Source organism: Trueperella abortisuis (genome assembly GCF_030811095.1).
Classification (GTDB): Bacteria; Actinomycetota; Actinomycetes; order Actinomycetales; family Actinomycetaceae; genus Trueperella; species Trueperella abortisuis.
Map to the genome: position 1 here is coordinate 569,556 of NZ_JAUSQL010000001.1, position 15,538 is coordinate 585,093.

Sequence of the window (15,538 nt, forward strand, 5' to 3'; positions counted from 1 at the left end):
GTTTATCGACTCTCTCTTGGTGCAAAGATCATATCGGTCAGGATGTTGACGCCGTTGAGCAGGCTCTGGCCCTTAGAACGAGAATAGTCGGTGTAGTCGATCGTCACAGGCTCTTCCGCCCACGGCAGGCCCATGGAGGCGAGCTGGTTGATGATCTGGGAGGCGTGGGCCATGCGGTGCATGGTGAGGTCGAGCCGGGTGGCGGCGTCGCGGCGCAGGACGCGCAGGCCGTTGTGGGAGTCGGTCAGGTTCATGCCGGTGCGTGCCCGGGTGACCTTCGCCGCGGTGGAGAGGATGAGCTTCTTTAGCCAGCCGGCCTGGTGCTCGCCAGTCAAAAAGCGTGAGCCGAGTACGAAGGCGAGGTCCTCGCGTTCGGCGCGCTCGATCATTCGCATGGCGTCGCAGGTGCGGTGCTGGCCGTCGGCGTCGAAGGTGACGAGGTACTTGGCGTCGGTGTAGGTAAGCACCCACGTGATCCCGGTTTGTAGCGCGGCGCCCTGGCCGAGGTTGATGGGGTGATCGACGACGACGGCGCCCGCGGCCCGCGCCAGCGCGGCCGAGTCGTCTTTTGAACCGTCGTTGACGCAGACGATGTTGGGGAAGGTCTCGCGTGCGTGGCGTACGACGTCGTAGATGACGGTCGCCTCATTGTACAGGGGGACCACGAGCCAACTCACCCGCGCTAGGTCCTGAAAACCGGCGTCTTGCATGGGCTATATTATTGCATAAGGTTCTTCGAACCGGATTTAGGCCTGCCTATACAAGGAGAAGCGGATGGCAAAAGCGCGGATCGTCGATTCGGCTGACGTGTCGGATGAGGCGAAGATTGGTGATGGATCCAGCGTCTGGCACCTCGCACAGGTTCGAGAGCACGCCGTGATCGGCGAGAACTGTGTGATTGGTCGCGGGGCGTACATCGGCGAAGGCGTCGAGATGGGCAACAACTGCAAGGTGCAAAACTACGCGCTCGTTTACGAGCCGGCCAAGCTCGCCGACGGCGTCTTTATCGGCCCGGCCGTAGTGCTGACCAACGACCACTACCCGCGCGCGGTCAACCCGGATGGCACGCTGAAGTCGGCCTCCGACTGGGAGCAGGTGGGTGTGACGTTGGAGACGGGCGCGTCGGTTGGCGCCCGCTCGGTGTGCGTGGCTCCCGTGACGATCGGCGCGTGGTCGCTTGTGGCGGCCGGCTCGGTGGTGACCCGCGACGTCGCGCCGCACGCCATCGTGGCGGGCGTGCCGGCCAAGCAGATCGGCTGGGTCGGCCACGCGGGCGTGAAGTTGGAGGACAACGGTGACGGCACCTGGACGTGCCCGGCCACCGGAGATACATACGAAGAATGTGACAACACAATCCGAAAGGTTGCTAAGTAAATGGAACGACAGATGATCCCGGCCGCTAAGCCGATCGTGGGCGAAGAGGAGCGCGCCGCGGTCGACGCGGTGCTCGCATCCGGCATGCTGGCACAGGGCGCGGAGGTCGCGTCCTTTGAGCAGGAGTTCGCCGAGCAGCTCACCCCGGGCGCCGAGGTGGTGGCCGTCAATTCCGGCACCTCCGCCCTCCACATCGGCCTGATGGCCTCCGGCATCGGCGAGGGTGACGAGGTCATCGTGCCCTCCTTCACGTTCGCGGCAACGGGCAACTCGGTGGCGCTGACGGGGGCGAGCCCCGTGTTTGCCGACATCGAGCCGAACTACTTCTGCCTCGATCCCGATTCGGTGCGTGCCTCGATCACGGAGCGCACCAAGGCCATCATGCCTGTCCACCTCTACGGCCACCCGGCGAACATGGTGGAGCTCCGCAAGATCGCCGACGAGTTCGGCCTGCAGATCTTCGAGGATGCCGCACAGGCCCACGGGGCCTCCCTTAACGGCGAGATGGTGGGAACCTTCGGTTCGTTTGCCGGCTTCTCGCTCTACCCCACGAAGAACATGACCTCCGGCGAGGGTGGCATGATCTCCACGAAGGATCCGGAGATTGCCCGCCGCGTACGCCTGCTGCGCAATCAGGGCATGGAGGTCCAGTACCAGAATGAGCTGGTGGGCCTTAACAACCGCATGACGAACATCCACGCCGCGATCGGCCGCGTGCAGCTGCGCAAGCTCGCCGGCTGGACGAAGACCCGCCAGGAGAACGCGGCGTTCCTCAACGAGAACCTGGAGGGCGTCGTCACGCCGCCGGTGGCCGAGGGCGCCGTCCACGTCTACCACCAGTACACGATCCGCGTCGCCGAGGATCGCGACGGCTTCGCGAACGCGTTGCGCGAGGAGTACAAGGTGGGCTGCGGCGTGTACTACCCGATCCCGAACCACCGCCTGCCCTCGCTCGCGCACTTCGCCCCGGGCCTAGAGCTGCCGAACACGGAGGCGGCTGCCAAGGAGGTCATCTCCCTGCCGGTTCACCCGTCGCTCAGCCAGGAGGATCTCGACCGCATCGTCGAGGCCGTTAACGCAGTGGCAAAGGCTGGTGCCTAATGACCCTTCGCTATGGACTGATCGGCCTGGGCTCGATGGGCCGCCACCACGCGCGCAACATCCGCGCGCTTGAGGGCGCCGAGCTCGTGGCCGTTGCCGACCCGTATGGCGACAGGTTCGGCGTGGCCGAGGACTTGGAGGTCCTGCCCGACGTCGACGCGCTGATTGACGCCGGCATCGACGCCGCGATGGTGGCCGTCCCCACCGGCCAGCACGCGGAGGTCGCCCTCAAGCTGGCGGAGGCCGGCGTCCACACGATGGTGGAAAAGCCGCTAGGCTCCACGATCGAGGAGGGCAAGGCGATGGTGGAGGCCTTTGAGTCCAGGGGGCTCGTCGGCGCGGTGGGCTACGTGGAGCGCTGCAACCCGGCGTTGCTCGAGATGCGTCGCCGCATCGCCGAGGGCCAGCTGGGCAAGGTCTACCAGATCACCACCCGCCGCCAGTCGCCGTTCCCGGCGCGCATCGCGGACGTGGGCGTGGTCAAGGATCTGGCCACTCACGACGTCGATCTCACGGCTTGGGTGGCCGGCGCGAAGTACGTCTCCATCTCGGCTCAGACGGCCCACCGCGCCGACCGCGAGTACGAGGATCTGGTCACGGCGTCGGGCAAGCTGGAAAACGGCGTGCTCGTCGACCACCTCGTCAACTGGCTCACCCCCTACAAGGAGCGTCAGACGGTGGTGTTGGGCGAGCACGGTGCGCTCGTGGCGGATACGACCATGGGCGACCTGACGTTCTACGAGAACGGATCGTTGCCGCTGGGCTGGGATCAGATTTCCGCGTTCCGTGGTGTGTCTGAGGGGCAGGTCATCCGCTACGCCTTCGAAAAGCGTGAGCCGCTGGCCGTGGAGCACGAGCACTTCCGCGACGCCATCCTGGGTACCGGCTCGGAGCACGTGACGATGAAGGAGGCCCTGACCACCATGGAGGTGGTGCAGGCGATCCTGGATTCGGCCGCGGCGGACGGCGAGGTTCAGCACTTCTAACGAAGCAAGTGCGGTGGGCGGGAGCTGCGGCTCCCGCCCACGTGTGTTTGCGGCCTCCCCGGGCGCTTTGCGGTTACGGCTCGAGGAGGCGGGCGAGGGTTGCGGCGAAGTGGCTGTAGTTCTCGTCCGCGCGAGCCATGGACTCCCATGTGGCTCGCGCGCCGGCGCTCAGCCTGTCGTATTCTGCGGGTTCCATGTCGATCAACGAGGACAGGGCGTCGGCCAGGTCGCCGACCGCGGCGTCGCCGGGGATGAGGCGGCCGTTGTCGGCGTGGCGCACGAGCTCGCCGGTTCCTCCCACGTTCGTGGCAATGGCCGGGATGGCGAAGGAGAAGGCCTCCATGATCGAGACGGGCACGCCCTCGGTGGTGGAGTAGTTGACGAAGAAGTCCACGGGCTGGGTGGCGTAGTGCTCGAACAGGTCTGGGTTCGAGATCTGCCCGATGAGGGTGGTGATGTCCGCGATGCCGAGTTCGTTCACGAGCGCGGCGAGTTCGTGGGCGGACGCCTCGCCGGAATCGCCGATGTGGGTCCATCGGAACTCCCCTGGCCGCCTGCGGTGAAGCTCGGCCATGGCGCGCGCGATATCGGGCACGCGCTTGAGCGACGCCAGCGAGGAGCAGGAGAGGAAGCGGATGGGGGTGCCCTTCGCCCGTGTGACCTCGGCGCCCGGCGCGCGGGTCCCGAGGCGTTCGATGGAGAGCTTGTCCGCCGCGAAGGGGGTGTTCGCAAGGATTGAATCGTAGGCGGAGCGCGAGATGGGGTAGACGGCGTCGACGTGCGCGGACAGGTACGGGCGGGCGGGCAGATATCCGAAGATCCCGCGGGAGGGGTAGGCGTCGTAGCTGTGTGCGCGGGAGACGGCGCGGATCTGCCCGGTGAAGTAGTGCTCCTTGAGCAGGCTCGCCACGGCCGCCTGCTTGAAGAGCCAGTAGCCGTAGGTAACCGTGGGGGTCGCGGGGTCGACGCCGGCGTCGTGCAACGCCGCGGCCGTGCGCTCGTAGAAGCCGAGCGCGGTGACGGCGAAGCGGAGGTCGAGCGCCAGGTGCTGCGGCAAGCCGAGCCGCGCGATCCTCTCGGTCAAGGAGCGGATCGCGCGCCGGGCGGCGCCCGACACGCGGGGGTCGCCCGGGCGTGCCATGTCGACCAGTGTGGCGTTGGCGGGCAGGGTGCGGGTGGTGCCGTCGCTGTGGCTGAGGTCGATCGGCACCACGTAGATCCTGTCGAATGATCGGGCGAGGTGCTCGATCTCGGATTCGAGGAACTGCTCGCCCGGGTTGTACGGGAAGTGGCTGGTGATCAGTACGAGCTGGCTCATGACCCGTCCTCGATTGCGGCGTCGTAGGCGCGGCGGGTGGTGCGCACAAAGGTGTCCATCGATACGCGCGATCGGGCGATTTCCCGGATGCGCGCGCGGTCGTAGTGGGAGGCGGAGTGGACCATGTCGGCCATCGCGGCGACAAGCGCCGGCTCGTCGTCGATGGGGATCACAACGCCGGTGCCCGGTACTGTCTGGAACAATCCGCCAGGTGTTGCCGAGGCGATCGACGGCAAGCCGGTGGCCTGTGCCTCGGAGAACACGGTCCCCCCACTTTCCGTGGCAGATACCAGCACATGGCAGTCGGAGGCGGCCATGAGCGCGGGGAGGTCGGCGCGTGCGACCGGCCCGAGGAGGTCTACGCGATCGGAGACGCGCAGGCTCGCGGCGAGGTTGGCGTGTGCTGCGATGAGGTCTGGGCTTCCGCCCGCAATGCGGAGGCGGACGTGCGGCTCCTGCTCGCAGACCTTGGCGAAGGCCCGGATCGTCAGGGCCGTGCGCTTGTTGTCGTCAAGGGACGAAACGTGGACAAAGGTGAACTCGCCGCGCGGCGATTGCGGGATGGCGATGTCAAAGAAAGCCTGACGTGCCGGCGGCGCAACAGAGCAGAATGGCGCGCCGTAAAAGGCGGTGAACTCCTGCGCCATCCCGTCCGACACCGTCCAGCGTGAATGCGCGCGCTGAACGGCGGCGTCGATCGCGCGAAAACGGGCCGTTCCCTTCCGGCGCGTCAGGGAGGAGGGGCGGTGCTCGGTGAGCACGTAGGGGACGTCCCAGATCTTCGCGAGTTCGCGGGCGAGGAGCGCGCCCGGGAAGACCGAGTGGGCGTGGAGAACCTGGGGCTTGCCCCACGACCGCTCATACGCCGCGGCGAGGCGCCGCGCGAGAAGGGAGAGCCGTAGCGGCTCCCCGGGGAGGCGCTCGTGGATATTCGTGGGCCAGGCGGTGGCCACGATCCCGGATTGATCGATCGTCAGCGGCGAGGACCGAATCGCCTTCCAGCTTCGTGGCTCGGCCACGATCACGCCGACTCTGAGGCCGGACGAGCGCAGGCTCGCAACCTGCTCGGCGAAGAAGCTGCCGGTGTGGGGGGACTCGGGCGTCGGATACCATGACGGTACCCAGAGGGCGTGGGACAGGGTCATGGCTCAACACTATCGCGAGTGGCGAGTTTGACATAGCGGGAGGCGGTCAAGGGCAGAGCCACTCGATAGGATAACGCTTATGTGCGCGCATGTTGAGATAGCTGACCCCGGCCAATGGGAGACCGTCGAGGCCGGCAACGGTACGCTACTGTGGCGGACGTCGGTCGGCGGTCAGCGCCCGCAGGGCCTCCCGGCACCGGACGGGATCCTCGACTGGATCCACGCGCAGCGCGGGAACTGGGCGGCGATCTATATGGCGGACGATGCCGCCTACCTCATGACCGATCAGGCCCGCTCGTTCCCGATCCATGTGGCCATGGGCTTGCCGTCCGTGGTGTCGTCCTCCATCGAAGCCCTGCGCGCCCGCGTTTCCTTCGTGCGCAACGACGACGCCGCGCGGGAGTTCCTCCACAGCGGCTACGTGCTCGGCGCCGAGATGCTGATCGAGGGCGTCACGTCGCTACCCACGAGCACCGTGGCCGTGGTGCGCGGCTCTTCCATGACCCAGCATCAGTACGTCAACTTTTACAGTGAGCATTCGACCGATTCGGCCTCCTTCTGGGGGGCCGTGAAGGACGAGCTCCGCGCGGCCTACGCCGATCTGATCGAGCGCGCGGGCGGGCGCCAGCTCCTCATCCCGCTCTCGGGAGGGATCGATTCACGCCTCCAGCTCGCGGTGCTGCGGGAGCTGAAGGCCCCCAACGTTCTGACCTTCACCTACGGCCGGAAAGGGTCAGCCGAGGCGGGCATCTCGCAGCGCTCGGCCGACGTGGCGGGTTTTCCGTGGGTCTTCATCGAGCAGGACGGCCCGCGGGTCAAGCAGGCGTGGAACGACGACGCCAACGTTGCCTTCCTCCGCGCCGCGTGGGAAGGCAACGCCCTCCCGCACATCCAGGACTGGTACGCGCTCGGCAGGCTGAAGGAACACCCGGACGTGGAGGGCGGAGCCATCGTGCTGCCGGGCCACACCGTGGTCGGAAACCAGCATCACGCCCACCTGCTCGATCCCAACTCCGAGGTGACGAAGGCCGATGTCGCGCGGGCCCTGGCCGAGAACCACCTGGCGTTGCAACGCCGTCCCGGCAGCGCTCTCTCCACCCCCTACACCAGGGCCAAGGTGAAGGCCTTCCTCGACCAGTGGTGGGGTGACGGCGACCCGCAGCGGCGCGCGGACATCATGCACCACTTCAATGTGGACAATCGCCAGGCCAAGTACATCTCCAACTCGGTGCGCGCCTACGAATACTTCGGGTTCGACTGGGCGTTGCCGATGTACGAGCGGACCTTCCACGAGCTGTGGCTGAGCGGGCCGTCCTCGATTTACCATCCGGATCGGGCGGAGTACCGGGCGTTCACGGATCGGTGGTTTGCGGATGTGACGGGCGAGACCTTCGGCTATTTCCGCATGGCTCCGGCGCCGCGCATTTCGCGGGGCAGGCAGCAGTTGCTGGCGATCGCGAAGGCGATGCGGGTGGTCGACACGGTCAACTTCCTCAACTCGGTCAAGACTCAGCTCCATCATCCGATGGGCTTCGAGGGCTTCGCGTATGGCCTGTCCGAGCGGGCGCTCGCCGTCAGGCTCCTGCGCGGCCAGACCCTCTTTGGCCTATTCGCCGAACTCTTCCTCGCGAACGCGTGGGTGCCCGGCCAGGATGTCGTCCCGCCGGCGCAGGGGGCCAAGTAGCATGTCGCGCGCGTGGGCATGGGCGTCGAGCGAGCTGTCGCGCCGTCCCGTCATGAAGAGCATCCTGGTTCTCCTCACGGGATCGACACTCGCCCAGATCGTTGCGATGGTCATCTCGATCTTCACCGCGCGCATCTTCACCCCGGAGGACTTCGGGGCGTTCGGTATCTACGGCTCGATCACGGGCGTGCTGGTGACGGTCGCGTCGTTGCGCTACGACATGACGATCGTGTTGCCGGATTCCGACGACGAGGCGCGGGTGATCGGCAAGCTCGCCACCCGGATCAACCTGGCGATATCCATATCCGCGGCGGTTCTCGCCTTCCTCCTGCGCGACGTCGTCTACGACGTGTGGGGAAACGAGACCGTGGCCACCTGGTTGCCCCTTGGCGGCCTCACCGTCTTCCTCCTGGCTCAGGTCAACATCCTGTCCTACTGGCACAACCGCAAGCGCAACTACAACGTCATCTCCATGAACAGGGTGGAACAGACCATCGGCTCGGCCGGCGGCCAGCTCGCCTTTGGCCTGGGCGGCATGGCGTCGATGGCGGGTCTGCTTCTGGGCACCCTCCTTGGCCAGGTCTGGGCCTTCTTCCGGCTCGGCATCAGCGCCCGCGAATTCCGATCCCCGGTGGGCCCGGACGCGCCGTCGATGCGCGCGGTCGCGACGACGTACAAGAAGATGCCGCTGCTCAACCTTCCGAACGCACTCATCGATTCGGTGAGGGTCAATGGCATCCAGATGCTGGTCGGCCTGGTCGCGGTGGGCAGCCTCGGCCAGCTGAACTTGGCGTGGCGGACCTTGCAGGTGCCGATCTCTTTGATCAACGGCGCCGTGTCGCAGGTCTTTTACCGGGAGCTTGCGGAGGTCAAGCCCGGAAACATGGTGAGGCTGGTCCGCAAGACCGCCGTGAGGTCGTTCCTCTTCGGCATGCCCCCGTTCATCCTCCTCTATCTCATCTCTCCGTGGCTGTTTACGTTCGTCTTCGGCGCCCAGTGGGACCAGGCGGGCGACTTCGCGCGGGCGCTGACCCCGTGGCTGGCGATGCAGCTCATCACCTCGCCGATCTCCACCGTCTTCGTGGTCACGTCCAAGCAGCACTGGATGCTCATCTTCTCGATAGTATTTTGCGTAGCGCCGCTCACCGTGCTCGCGCTCAATCCTTTCGGCCTGATTGGAACGATCACCGCGATGAGTTGGATCATGGCCGTGCTCTTGGCCTTCATGATCCTCATGGCTGTGTGGGCCTCCCGCGCCTATGACCGCACTGTCATCGAACACGAAGGAGACGAGTGATGAAAGAACTCATCGTGTACCACGCCCCCTATCCGATGGACTGGAACGCGACCACGGCCTCGCGTATCCGGCCCGCACGCATGCTGGAGGCGTTCCGCGAGCGCTACGAGGTCCACGAGATCATCGGCTACCCGGCGGATCGTCGTCGTGCCTTCGCGGAGCTGAAGAAGCGGGTCAAGGCGGGGGACAAGGTGGCCTTCGCCTACTCCGAATCGTCCACGCAACCCAATCTCCTGGCGACCTCGGTCAAGAAGGGCGTGGACCCGCTCCTTGAGCAACGGATCTTTACCTACCTCAAACGCCACGGCATTCCGCTGGGCCAGTTCTACCGCGACGTGTATTGGATGTTCCCCGACCAGCTCACCACCGTGCCGCCGATCCGCAAGGCGATCATGCGCTGGCTGTACAAGTACGACCTGCGCGTTCTCGACCGGACCGGGGCTCACCTCTTCTTGCCGAGCGACAAGATGGGCGAGATGCTGCCGGCCTTCGCGGGCCGTTTCAGCGCCCTGCCGTCCGCCACGACCCCGGTGGATTCCTCGTACCCCGCGGACCTGTCGCTATTCTACGTGGGCGGCATCGGCCCGCACTACCAGATGCATGAGCTGTTCAAGGCGGTAGCGCGCGTGCCGGAGGTGCGCCTGACGGCGTGCTTCCCGGTGACCGGATGGAACTCGGTCAAGGACGACTACGAGCAGTACGTGGGCGGCAACATCCGGGTGATTCACGCGACCAACAAGGAACTGCCCCCGTACTACGCCGATTCCTCCGCCGCGCTCCTCTTCGTTCAGCCGAGCGAGTACCGCGATTTCGCAGCTCCGATGAAGTTCTATGAGGCCCTTTCGTTCGGCAAGCCGATCATCACCACCCGCGGCACGCACGCGGGGAGGGAGAGCGAGCGCCTGGGCGTGGGCGTGGCGATCGACTACGACGCCGACGCGCTGGAGGCGCTCCTGCACTCCTGGCTCGACAACCCCCAGCTGCTTGAAGACCTGCAGGCTCGCGCGCGCGAGGTGCGCCTAAGAGAACGGTGGTCCGACCGCGTCTCGCAGGTCGCGGCGCAACTGCGCAGGGCGTAGGGGCTGGCTCCCTACTTTGAGCTCAGCAGCTCGACCACGCGGTCGGCCGCGTGCCCGTCGCCGTACGGCGTAGCATCCGTGTCGGCAGGCCGCGGGCGCGAGGCCGCCTCGACGAGCGCGTCGGGCTCGACCAGCACGTTCCAGCCGAGCTGGACCGTCTCCACCCATTCGGTCTCGGTGCGGACCGTGGTGCACGGAGTACGCAGGAGGAAGGCCTCCTTCTGCAGGCCGCCCGAATCGGTGATGACGCCGCGGGCGTGGCGTACCGTGGCGAGCAGTTGGCTGTAGGGGACCGGCGGGTGGGTGACGAGGTTGCCACCTCCGAGGGTGAGGCCGTGCTCGGCGCACTTGGCCACCAGGCGCGGATGCGCGAGGATCACCACGGTGTGGTCGACCCGCTCCAGCGAGGAGAGCACGGATGCGAGGCGCTCGCGGTCGTCGGTGTTCTCCGCTCGGTGGATGGTGGCGATGGAGAACGTCCCGTTCTCCAGCCCCAGTTCCGCGGCGATCGGGGAGTAGGCCTCGTCGAGTTGGGCCACCTCGGTGAGAAGGACGTCGGTCATGACGTCGCCGACCACCACGGTGCGCTCAGCGAGGCCCTCGTGCGCGAGGTGCTGTGCGGCCACCTCGGTAGGGGCGAGCAGGAGGTCCGCGGCGTGGTCGGTGAGCACGCGATTGTGTTCCTCGGGCATAAGCCTGTTGAAGGAGCGCAGGCCGGCCTCGAGGTGGGCGATGGGGAAGTGCAGCTTGACCGCGGAGACGGCGGCGGCGAGCGTCGAGTTCGTGTCACCGTAGACGAGGACCCAGTCGGGCTGGTAATCCAGGAGCACAGCGTCGAGCTTCTCGAGCATCCTGCCGGTTTGCTCGCCGTGCCCGCCCGAGCCGACGCCCAGGTGGACGTCGGGAGCCGGGATGCCGAGCTCCTCGAAGAAGATGTCCGAGAGCATCGGGTCGTAGTGCTGGCCGGTGTGGACGATGATGTGCTCGACCCCCGCGCGCTCACAGGCATGGGCGATGGGGGCAAGCTTCACGAATTGGGGTCGTGCGCCTACGACGCTTAAGATCTTCATGTTCACATGATAGGCCATCGGCAGGAGGTACGTTGTTTCTAACTGCGTGGGCGCACGCCATTCCAGCATTTAGCCTCCTCCTGGCGGTCCTGGTCGTCCCGGGATTCGTCAACCTCCTCTTCCTTCGGATATCCCCGCGATGGTCGCTTCTGCTCAGCCCCGCCTGGTCGCTGGCCATCTATGGCGTGAGCGGCGTGATCTTCGGCGCGCTCGAGCTGCCGTGGAACCTGTGGAGCGTCATCGCCTTCACGGTGGGTACCTGGGTCTACTCCGCCCTCCTGGGTGCCGTCGTCGGCAAGGGTGCGACAGATCCTCGACACCCGGATCCGTGGTCGCGATCGTCCTACCTGCTGCTCGCCACCGGCGCGCTCCTCGCGCTCCTCGCGCTCGTGCTCCCAGTGCTGGCGCAGGTCGCACCGGACACGCTCAACATGAACTCGGACCCCATGTATCACTACAACGGCGCTCGCGCGGTCGAGATGAACGAGAACGCCTCGATGCTCGGCGGGATGGCGGGTCTGTACGGGGTCCTGGTCAAGTCGATCACCTACCCGCCGGCGTGGGCCGCCGTGGTCGCCCTCGCCTCGACGGGTCCCGATGTCGCGATCGCAAGCCACACCCTGGCGTACGTGGTCGTTCCCCTGCTGTGGGTGATCGGCCTTGCCGCACTGGGCCGCGTGCTGTTCGAGCGTCGCCCTGCCGCTGCCGCGCTGGTGGCACCCGCCTCGCTCCTCTTCCCCGTCTTTCCAGGCTATCTGACGATCTCCACCGGCTTTTGGCCGAACTCCCTCGCCCTCTCGATCCTCCCAACAGTTATGGCTTTCGGTGTCGTCGCCATGAGAAAGGTGCGGCTCAGTGATCACAGGATCCGCGTGGGCCTGAGGCTCGCCCTCATCCTGCTCACCGCTATTGCGGGTGCCTCGTTTGCGCACCCCAGCGTCCTGTTCACCCTGCTGTGGATCGGGATCCCGTCCGCCTTCGTGTGGGGGGTGGGCGTGGTGGTCCGCAGAGTTCGCCACAACGCGGACCACAAGGTCACGGCCCTCATCGCCGCGGGCCTCATCCTTTCCGCCCTGGTCGCCCTCCTCTTCTTCCAGCAGCCGCGCGTGCAGCAGTACATGTCGCGCCCGTTCACCCGCGAGTTCACCGACGTCCCGCGCCGCCTCATCACATCGATCATCCTCAGCTCCTCGGGCACGAACCTGGTCCTCAACCTCGGGCTCGCCGCGCTCATCTTGATTGCACTCGCGTGGGGTGCCTCACGAGCCGTGCGCGCGGGCCAGGGGTGGATGCTGGCCGCGTGGGTGGCACAGTGGCTGGCCATCCTCGGATCGCTGCTGCCGATCGGCTTTTTCACGCGCGTGGCGGGGATCTGGTACCACGACACGTACCGGCTCCTTGCGGTCCAGACCATCTTCGCCTCGCTCCTCATTTCGCTGGCGATGCACCGCCTCTTCGAGCTGCTCGGTAACCGCTTCGCGCCCCTGCGCAAGCCGAGCGCGTGGGGCTCTTACATCGGGGGAGCCGCAGTGGTGATCTTCGCCGGATCGTTGGTCTTGCGCGTGCCCTCGATATACAGCGAATTGGGTACTGCGTTCGGTAAGACGCAAGCTATTCAGAGCCAGGAGGAGCTGGATCTTATCAAGTCCCTCGATGAATATGTTGCGCCGGGCGCACCCATTCTGGGCGACCCGACCACGGGAATCGTCTACGCGCCTGCCTTCGGCGACGTTGCCTCCGTTTGGAGCCAGATCAACGTTCGAGACCTTGATACCGACGGCAACTACCTCGCCCGATCCTTTAACCAGATACACACCTCGAAGCGCGTGTGCGAGGTCTTGAATTACTACGGCATCCGCTATTTCTACGAGGACGCGCCGACCACCTTCAAGGATGTGGACCGCAGGGAGGTCATGCCCGGGTTCTACGACGTCGACACGAGCGGCTTCACGCTTCTCGCCCAGGCTGGCGATGCCAAGCTGTGGGAAATCGACGCGTGCGGCTACGAGGTTCCCTCCCTCCAGCGGTGGAACCTCTATACGCGAACCCGGTCTTATCTGGAGACTCTCACGGGTAATATCCCAGATAATCTCCCGCTTCAGTTGCGGGATGGTATCCATTTTGTGGGGCCGGATATCTACTAGGAATAGAGGCAAGAATGAAGTGCGTCATTGTTTCCCGTATCTACGTGCCCGAGCCGGCCGCCGCGAGCTTCCGCCTGCGCGCCCTCGCCCGCGCGATCGCCGAGGATGGCGGTGAGACGCTGGTTATCACGAGCGACATCCCCAACGGTCTGACCGAGACGGGCAACGAGCCCGGGATCCGGGTGAGCCGGCGCCGCGTGTTGCGCGACTCGGAGGGCTACGTGCGCGGTTACCTGCCCTATATGAGCTTCGACCTACCCGCCTTCGTGCGACTGCTCGCGGCGCCGCGCCCCGACGTCGTCGTCTGCGAGCCGCCGCCCACCACGGGCTTCTTCACCCGAATCGCCTGCGCGATCCGCCGCATCCCCTACGTTTACTACGTGCCGGACATCTGGGCGGACGCGGCACAGACGTCTGCGCCCGCGCCGGTGGTCAAGGTGCTGCGCTGGGTGGAGAACTGGGCGATCGGGGGAGCGGCGCACGTCGTGACCGTCTCCGACGCCGTGGCCGCCCGGCTCGCCGAGCTCGGCCATACGCACGTGACGGTGGCGACCAACGGGATCGACACGGACGTGTTCACCGTGGAGGGCCCGACGCCCGCCGCCGCGAAGGAACCGTACTTCGTGTACGCGGGAACTGCATCGGAGTGGCAGGGGGCGGAGATCTTCGCCCAGGCCATGCGCAAAGTCCACGCCCGGCGCCCGGATGCCAAGCTCCTCTACCTCGGTCAGGGCAGCTCCGCGGAGGCGATCGACGCGATTGCACGCGACCTGCCCGAGGGCGTCATCACCCAGCTTGGAAGGGTCAATGCCCAGGAGGCGGCGGGCTGGCAGCGCGGGGCCGTCAGCGCGCTGGTATCGATCAAGCCGGGCCTCGGCTACGATTTCGCCATGCCCACCAAAGTCTATTCGGCGCTCGCGGTGGGCACTCCCGTGGTCTACTGCGGCCCGGGTCCCTTGCGCGAGCCGATTGCCGGTGAGCGCCTGGGGGCCGTGGTCGACTACGACGTCGATGAGGTCGCCTCCGCCATGCTCGACGCGCTCGAAGCCCCTCGGGACGAGGCGGAGCGCCAACGCCGAAGGGCGTGGGTGGTCGAGTCCCACTCCCTGCGCCAGACGGGACGCTCGGCGCTGGAAGGGGTTAAGCGCGCTTTGATGTCCCGAGGAGGTCGTCGATAATCGCGTCGATCGTGCGCGACTCGTTTTCGAAGGAGAGCTCGCGGGCACTGGCCGCCGAGGCCTGCTTCCACCGTTGCACCCGCTCCGGGGTCAGGCTCCGGATGGCCGCCACGATCGTGTCGTGCTCGAAGTCCTCGGTCACCAGGCCGAGGCCGTAGCGCTCCACGAGCCGCGCCATCTCCACGGTCGGGCCGACGGCCACGGCGAGCCGGGCCTGGATGAAGTCGAAGATCTTGTTGGGCAGTGTGAGACGGGCGTTCGTGTTGAACGGCGGGATCCAGAAGATGCCGACGTCGTAGGCGTTGAGCGTGGCGGGTAGCTCGTGCGGTTTGACCGGGCCGTGGAAGGTGATGCGCGGGTTGCCTGCGGCGATATCCTTGAGCTTGCGCAGGTATGCGCCGCCGTCGTTGGCGGGGATGAGGTAAAGGTCGAGCGTGACCTTCTCGCCCGCGTCGACGGCTCCGGCGATCATCGCCTCGATGTTGCGCCCGAAGACTGCCCCGCCGGAGTGGACGAGCCGAATGACGCCGTCCTCGCGCATGGGGCTCGGCTCGAGATCGGCGAATGGCGCCATGTTGCGAACGAGCCGGGGGGTCACGCCGTAGCGCTCGCGATAGAGCTTGGCGATCTCCTCGCCCACGGTGGACTGGGCTGCGGTCTGCGGGAGGTACGTCTTGCAGGCGTAGTCCATGAACGGTGCCACGAGCAGGCGCCAGGAGGTGACGTGGGTGCGCTCCTCGGGCGCCCACTCGTGCAGGTCGGCCCACACGGGCGCCTCGCCGCGCACGGCGAAGGCGAGCGGCAGGGCGCGGGCGTCGTTGGCGATCACGAGGTCAAAGGTGCGATCCCCGATCAGCTTGATCGCCGCGCGGGTGCCGGGTGCATCGAGCTCGACGGACTTGTGCATCCGGAGTGCGAGCTTGAGCACGCCGAGCGGGGTCTGCGGCAGGGAGACGGCCCTGTCCGGCAACTGGAGGTGCTCGTCGGAGCCGGTCGGCTTGTCGCCGTAGCCCACCGTCGTCACGTGACCGTGGCTAGCGACTGCGGAGATCTCGCGGAGTACGCGGGCATCCGAGGCGATCGTGGAAAACGAGATGACGAGGATCCGTGGAGTCATGGGTTAAGCATAGCCCGCGCTCCGCTAGTCTTGACCAGGAGGAAG

Annotated in this window: 13 protein-coding genes; 8 read left to right on the top strand and 5 right to left on the bottom strand. The window is 66.4% G+C overall.

From position 1 onward, the window contains the following. Positions 1-2: 2 nt before the first annotated feature. On the bottom strand, positions 3-710 hold the full coding sequence (locus J2S45_RS02410) for a glycosyltransferase family 2 protein (RefSeq protein ID WP_270974962.1): 708 nt from the start codon (positions 708-710) through the stop codon (positions 3-5). Positions 711-774: 64 nt separating this feature from the next. Between J2S45_RS02410 and J2S45_RS02415 the strand changes: the two genes are divergently transcribed. The 3 genes from J2S45_RS02415 to J2S45_RS02425 are packed head-to-tail and all read left to right on the top strand — an operon-like array spanning position 775 to position 3,461. Then, entirely contained in the window at positions 775-1,374 is a 600-nt protein-coding gene (locus tag J2S45_RS02415) for an acyltransferase (protein WP_307634434.1), read from the top strand. Continuing rightward, positions 1,375-2,475 (top strand): DegT/DnrJ/EryC1/StrS family aminotransferase, encoded by a 1,101-nt coding sequence (locus J2S45_RS02420; protein WP_307634435.1) that lies wholly within the window; start codon positions 1,375-1,377, stop codon positions 2,473-2,475. Continuing rightward, complete coding sequence (locus J2S45_RS02425; RefSeq protein ID WP_307634436.1) at positions 2,475-3,461, top strand: Gfo/Idh/MocA family protein; 987 nt, start codon at positions 2,475-2,477, stop codon at positions 3,459-3,461. Before J2S45_RS02420 ends, J2S45_RS02425 begins: the two co-directional genes overlap by 1 nt. Before the next feature lie 73 nt (positions 3,462-3,534). Here J2S45_RS02425 and J2S45_RS02430 read toward each other — a convergent pair whose 3' ends face one another. Further along, on the bottom strand, positions 3,535-4,779 hold the full coding sequence (locus tag J2S45_RS02430; protein ID WP_307634437.1) for a glycosyltransferase: 1,245 nt from the start codon (positions 4,777-4,779) through the stop codon (positions 3,535-3,537). Beyond that, positions 4,776-5,924 (bottom strand): glycosyltransferase, encoded by a 1,149-nt coding sequence (locus tag J2S45_RS02435; RefSeq protein WP_307634438.1) that lies wholly within the window; start codon positions 5,922-5,924, stop codon positions 4,776-4,778. Before J2S45_RS02435 ends, J2S45_RS02430 begins: the two co-directional genes overlap by 4 nt. Positions 5,925-6,003: 79 nt before the next feature. On the opposite strand from J2S45_RS02435, the gene J2S45_RS02440 reads away from it, so the two are divergent. Genes J2S45_RS02440 through J2S45_RS02450 form a run of 3 tightly spaced genes read left to right on the top strand, consistent with a single transcriptional unit; the run spans position 6,004 to position 9,984 of the window. Continuing rightward, positions 6,004-7,608 (top strand): asparagine synthetase B family protein, encoded by a 1,605-nt coding sequence (locus J2S45_RS02440; RefSeq protein WP_307634439.1) that lies wholly within the window; start codon positions 6,004-6,006, stop codon positions 7,606-7,608. Between the two features lies 1 nt (position 7,609). Continuing rightward, positions 7,610-8,905, top strand: coding sequence for a lipopolysaccharide biosynthesis protein (locus tag J2S45_RS02445; protein ID WP_307634440.1), 1,296 nt, complete (start codon positions 7,610-7,612; stop codon positions 8,903-8,905). Further along, the gene (locus tag J2S45_RS02450; protein WP_307634441.1) at positions 8,905-9,984 is read left to right on the top strand and encodes a glycosyltransferase; all 1,080 of its coding nucleotides are present in this window, start codon (positions 8,905-8,907) and stop codon (positions 9,982-9,984) included. Before J2S45_RS02445 ends, J2S45_RS02450 begins: the two co-directional genes overlap by 1 nt. A gap of 11 nt (positions 9,985-9,995) precedes the next feature. On the opposite strand, the gene wecB is transcribed toward J2S45_RS02450, so the two are convergent. Then, the gene (wecB, locus tag J2S45_RS02455; RefSeq protein ID WP_307634442.1) at positions 9,996-11,054 is read right to left on the bottom strand and encodes a non-hydrolyzing UDP-N-acetylglucosamine 2-epimerase; all 1,059 of its coding nucleotides are present in this window, start codon (positions 11,052-11,054) and stop codon (positions 9,996-9,998) included. Positions 11,055-11,086: 32 nt separating this feature from the next. Here wecB and J2S45_RS02460 point away from each other — a divergent pair, with 32 nt between their 5' ends. Together J2S45_RS02460 and J2S45_RS02465 are read left to right on the top strand one after the other, a co-directional pair. Then, complete coding sequence (locus J2S45_RS02460; protein WP_307634443.1) at positions 11,087-13,198, top strand: DUF6541 family protein; 2,112 nt, start codon at positions 11,087-11,089, stop codon at positions 13,196-13,198. 14 nt (positions 13,199-13,212) lie between these two features. Next, positions 13,213-14,376, top strand: coding sequence for a glycosyltransferase family 4 protein (locus tag J2S45_RS02465; protein WP_307634444.1), 1,164 nt, complete (start codon positions 13,213-13,215; stop codon positions 14,374-14,376). Here the strand turns inward: J2S45_RS02465 and J2S45_RS02470 are convergent. Then, positions 14,339-15,493 (bottom strand): glycosyltransferase family protein, encoded by a 1,155-nt coding sequence (locus J2S45_RS02470; RefSeq protein ID WP_307634445.1) that lies wholly within the window; start codon positions 15,491-15,493, stop codon positions 14,339-14,341. The genes J2S45_RS02465 and J2S45_RS02470 overlap by 38 nt on opposite strands. Positions 15,494-15,538 lie beyond the last annotated feature (45 nt).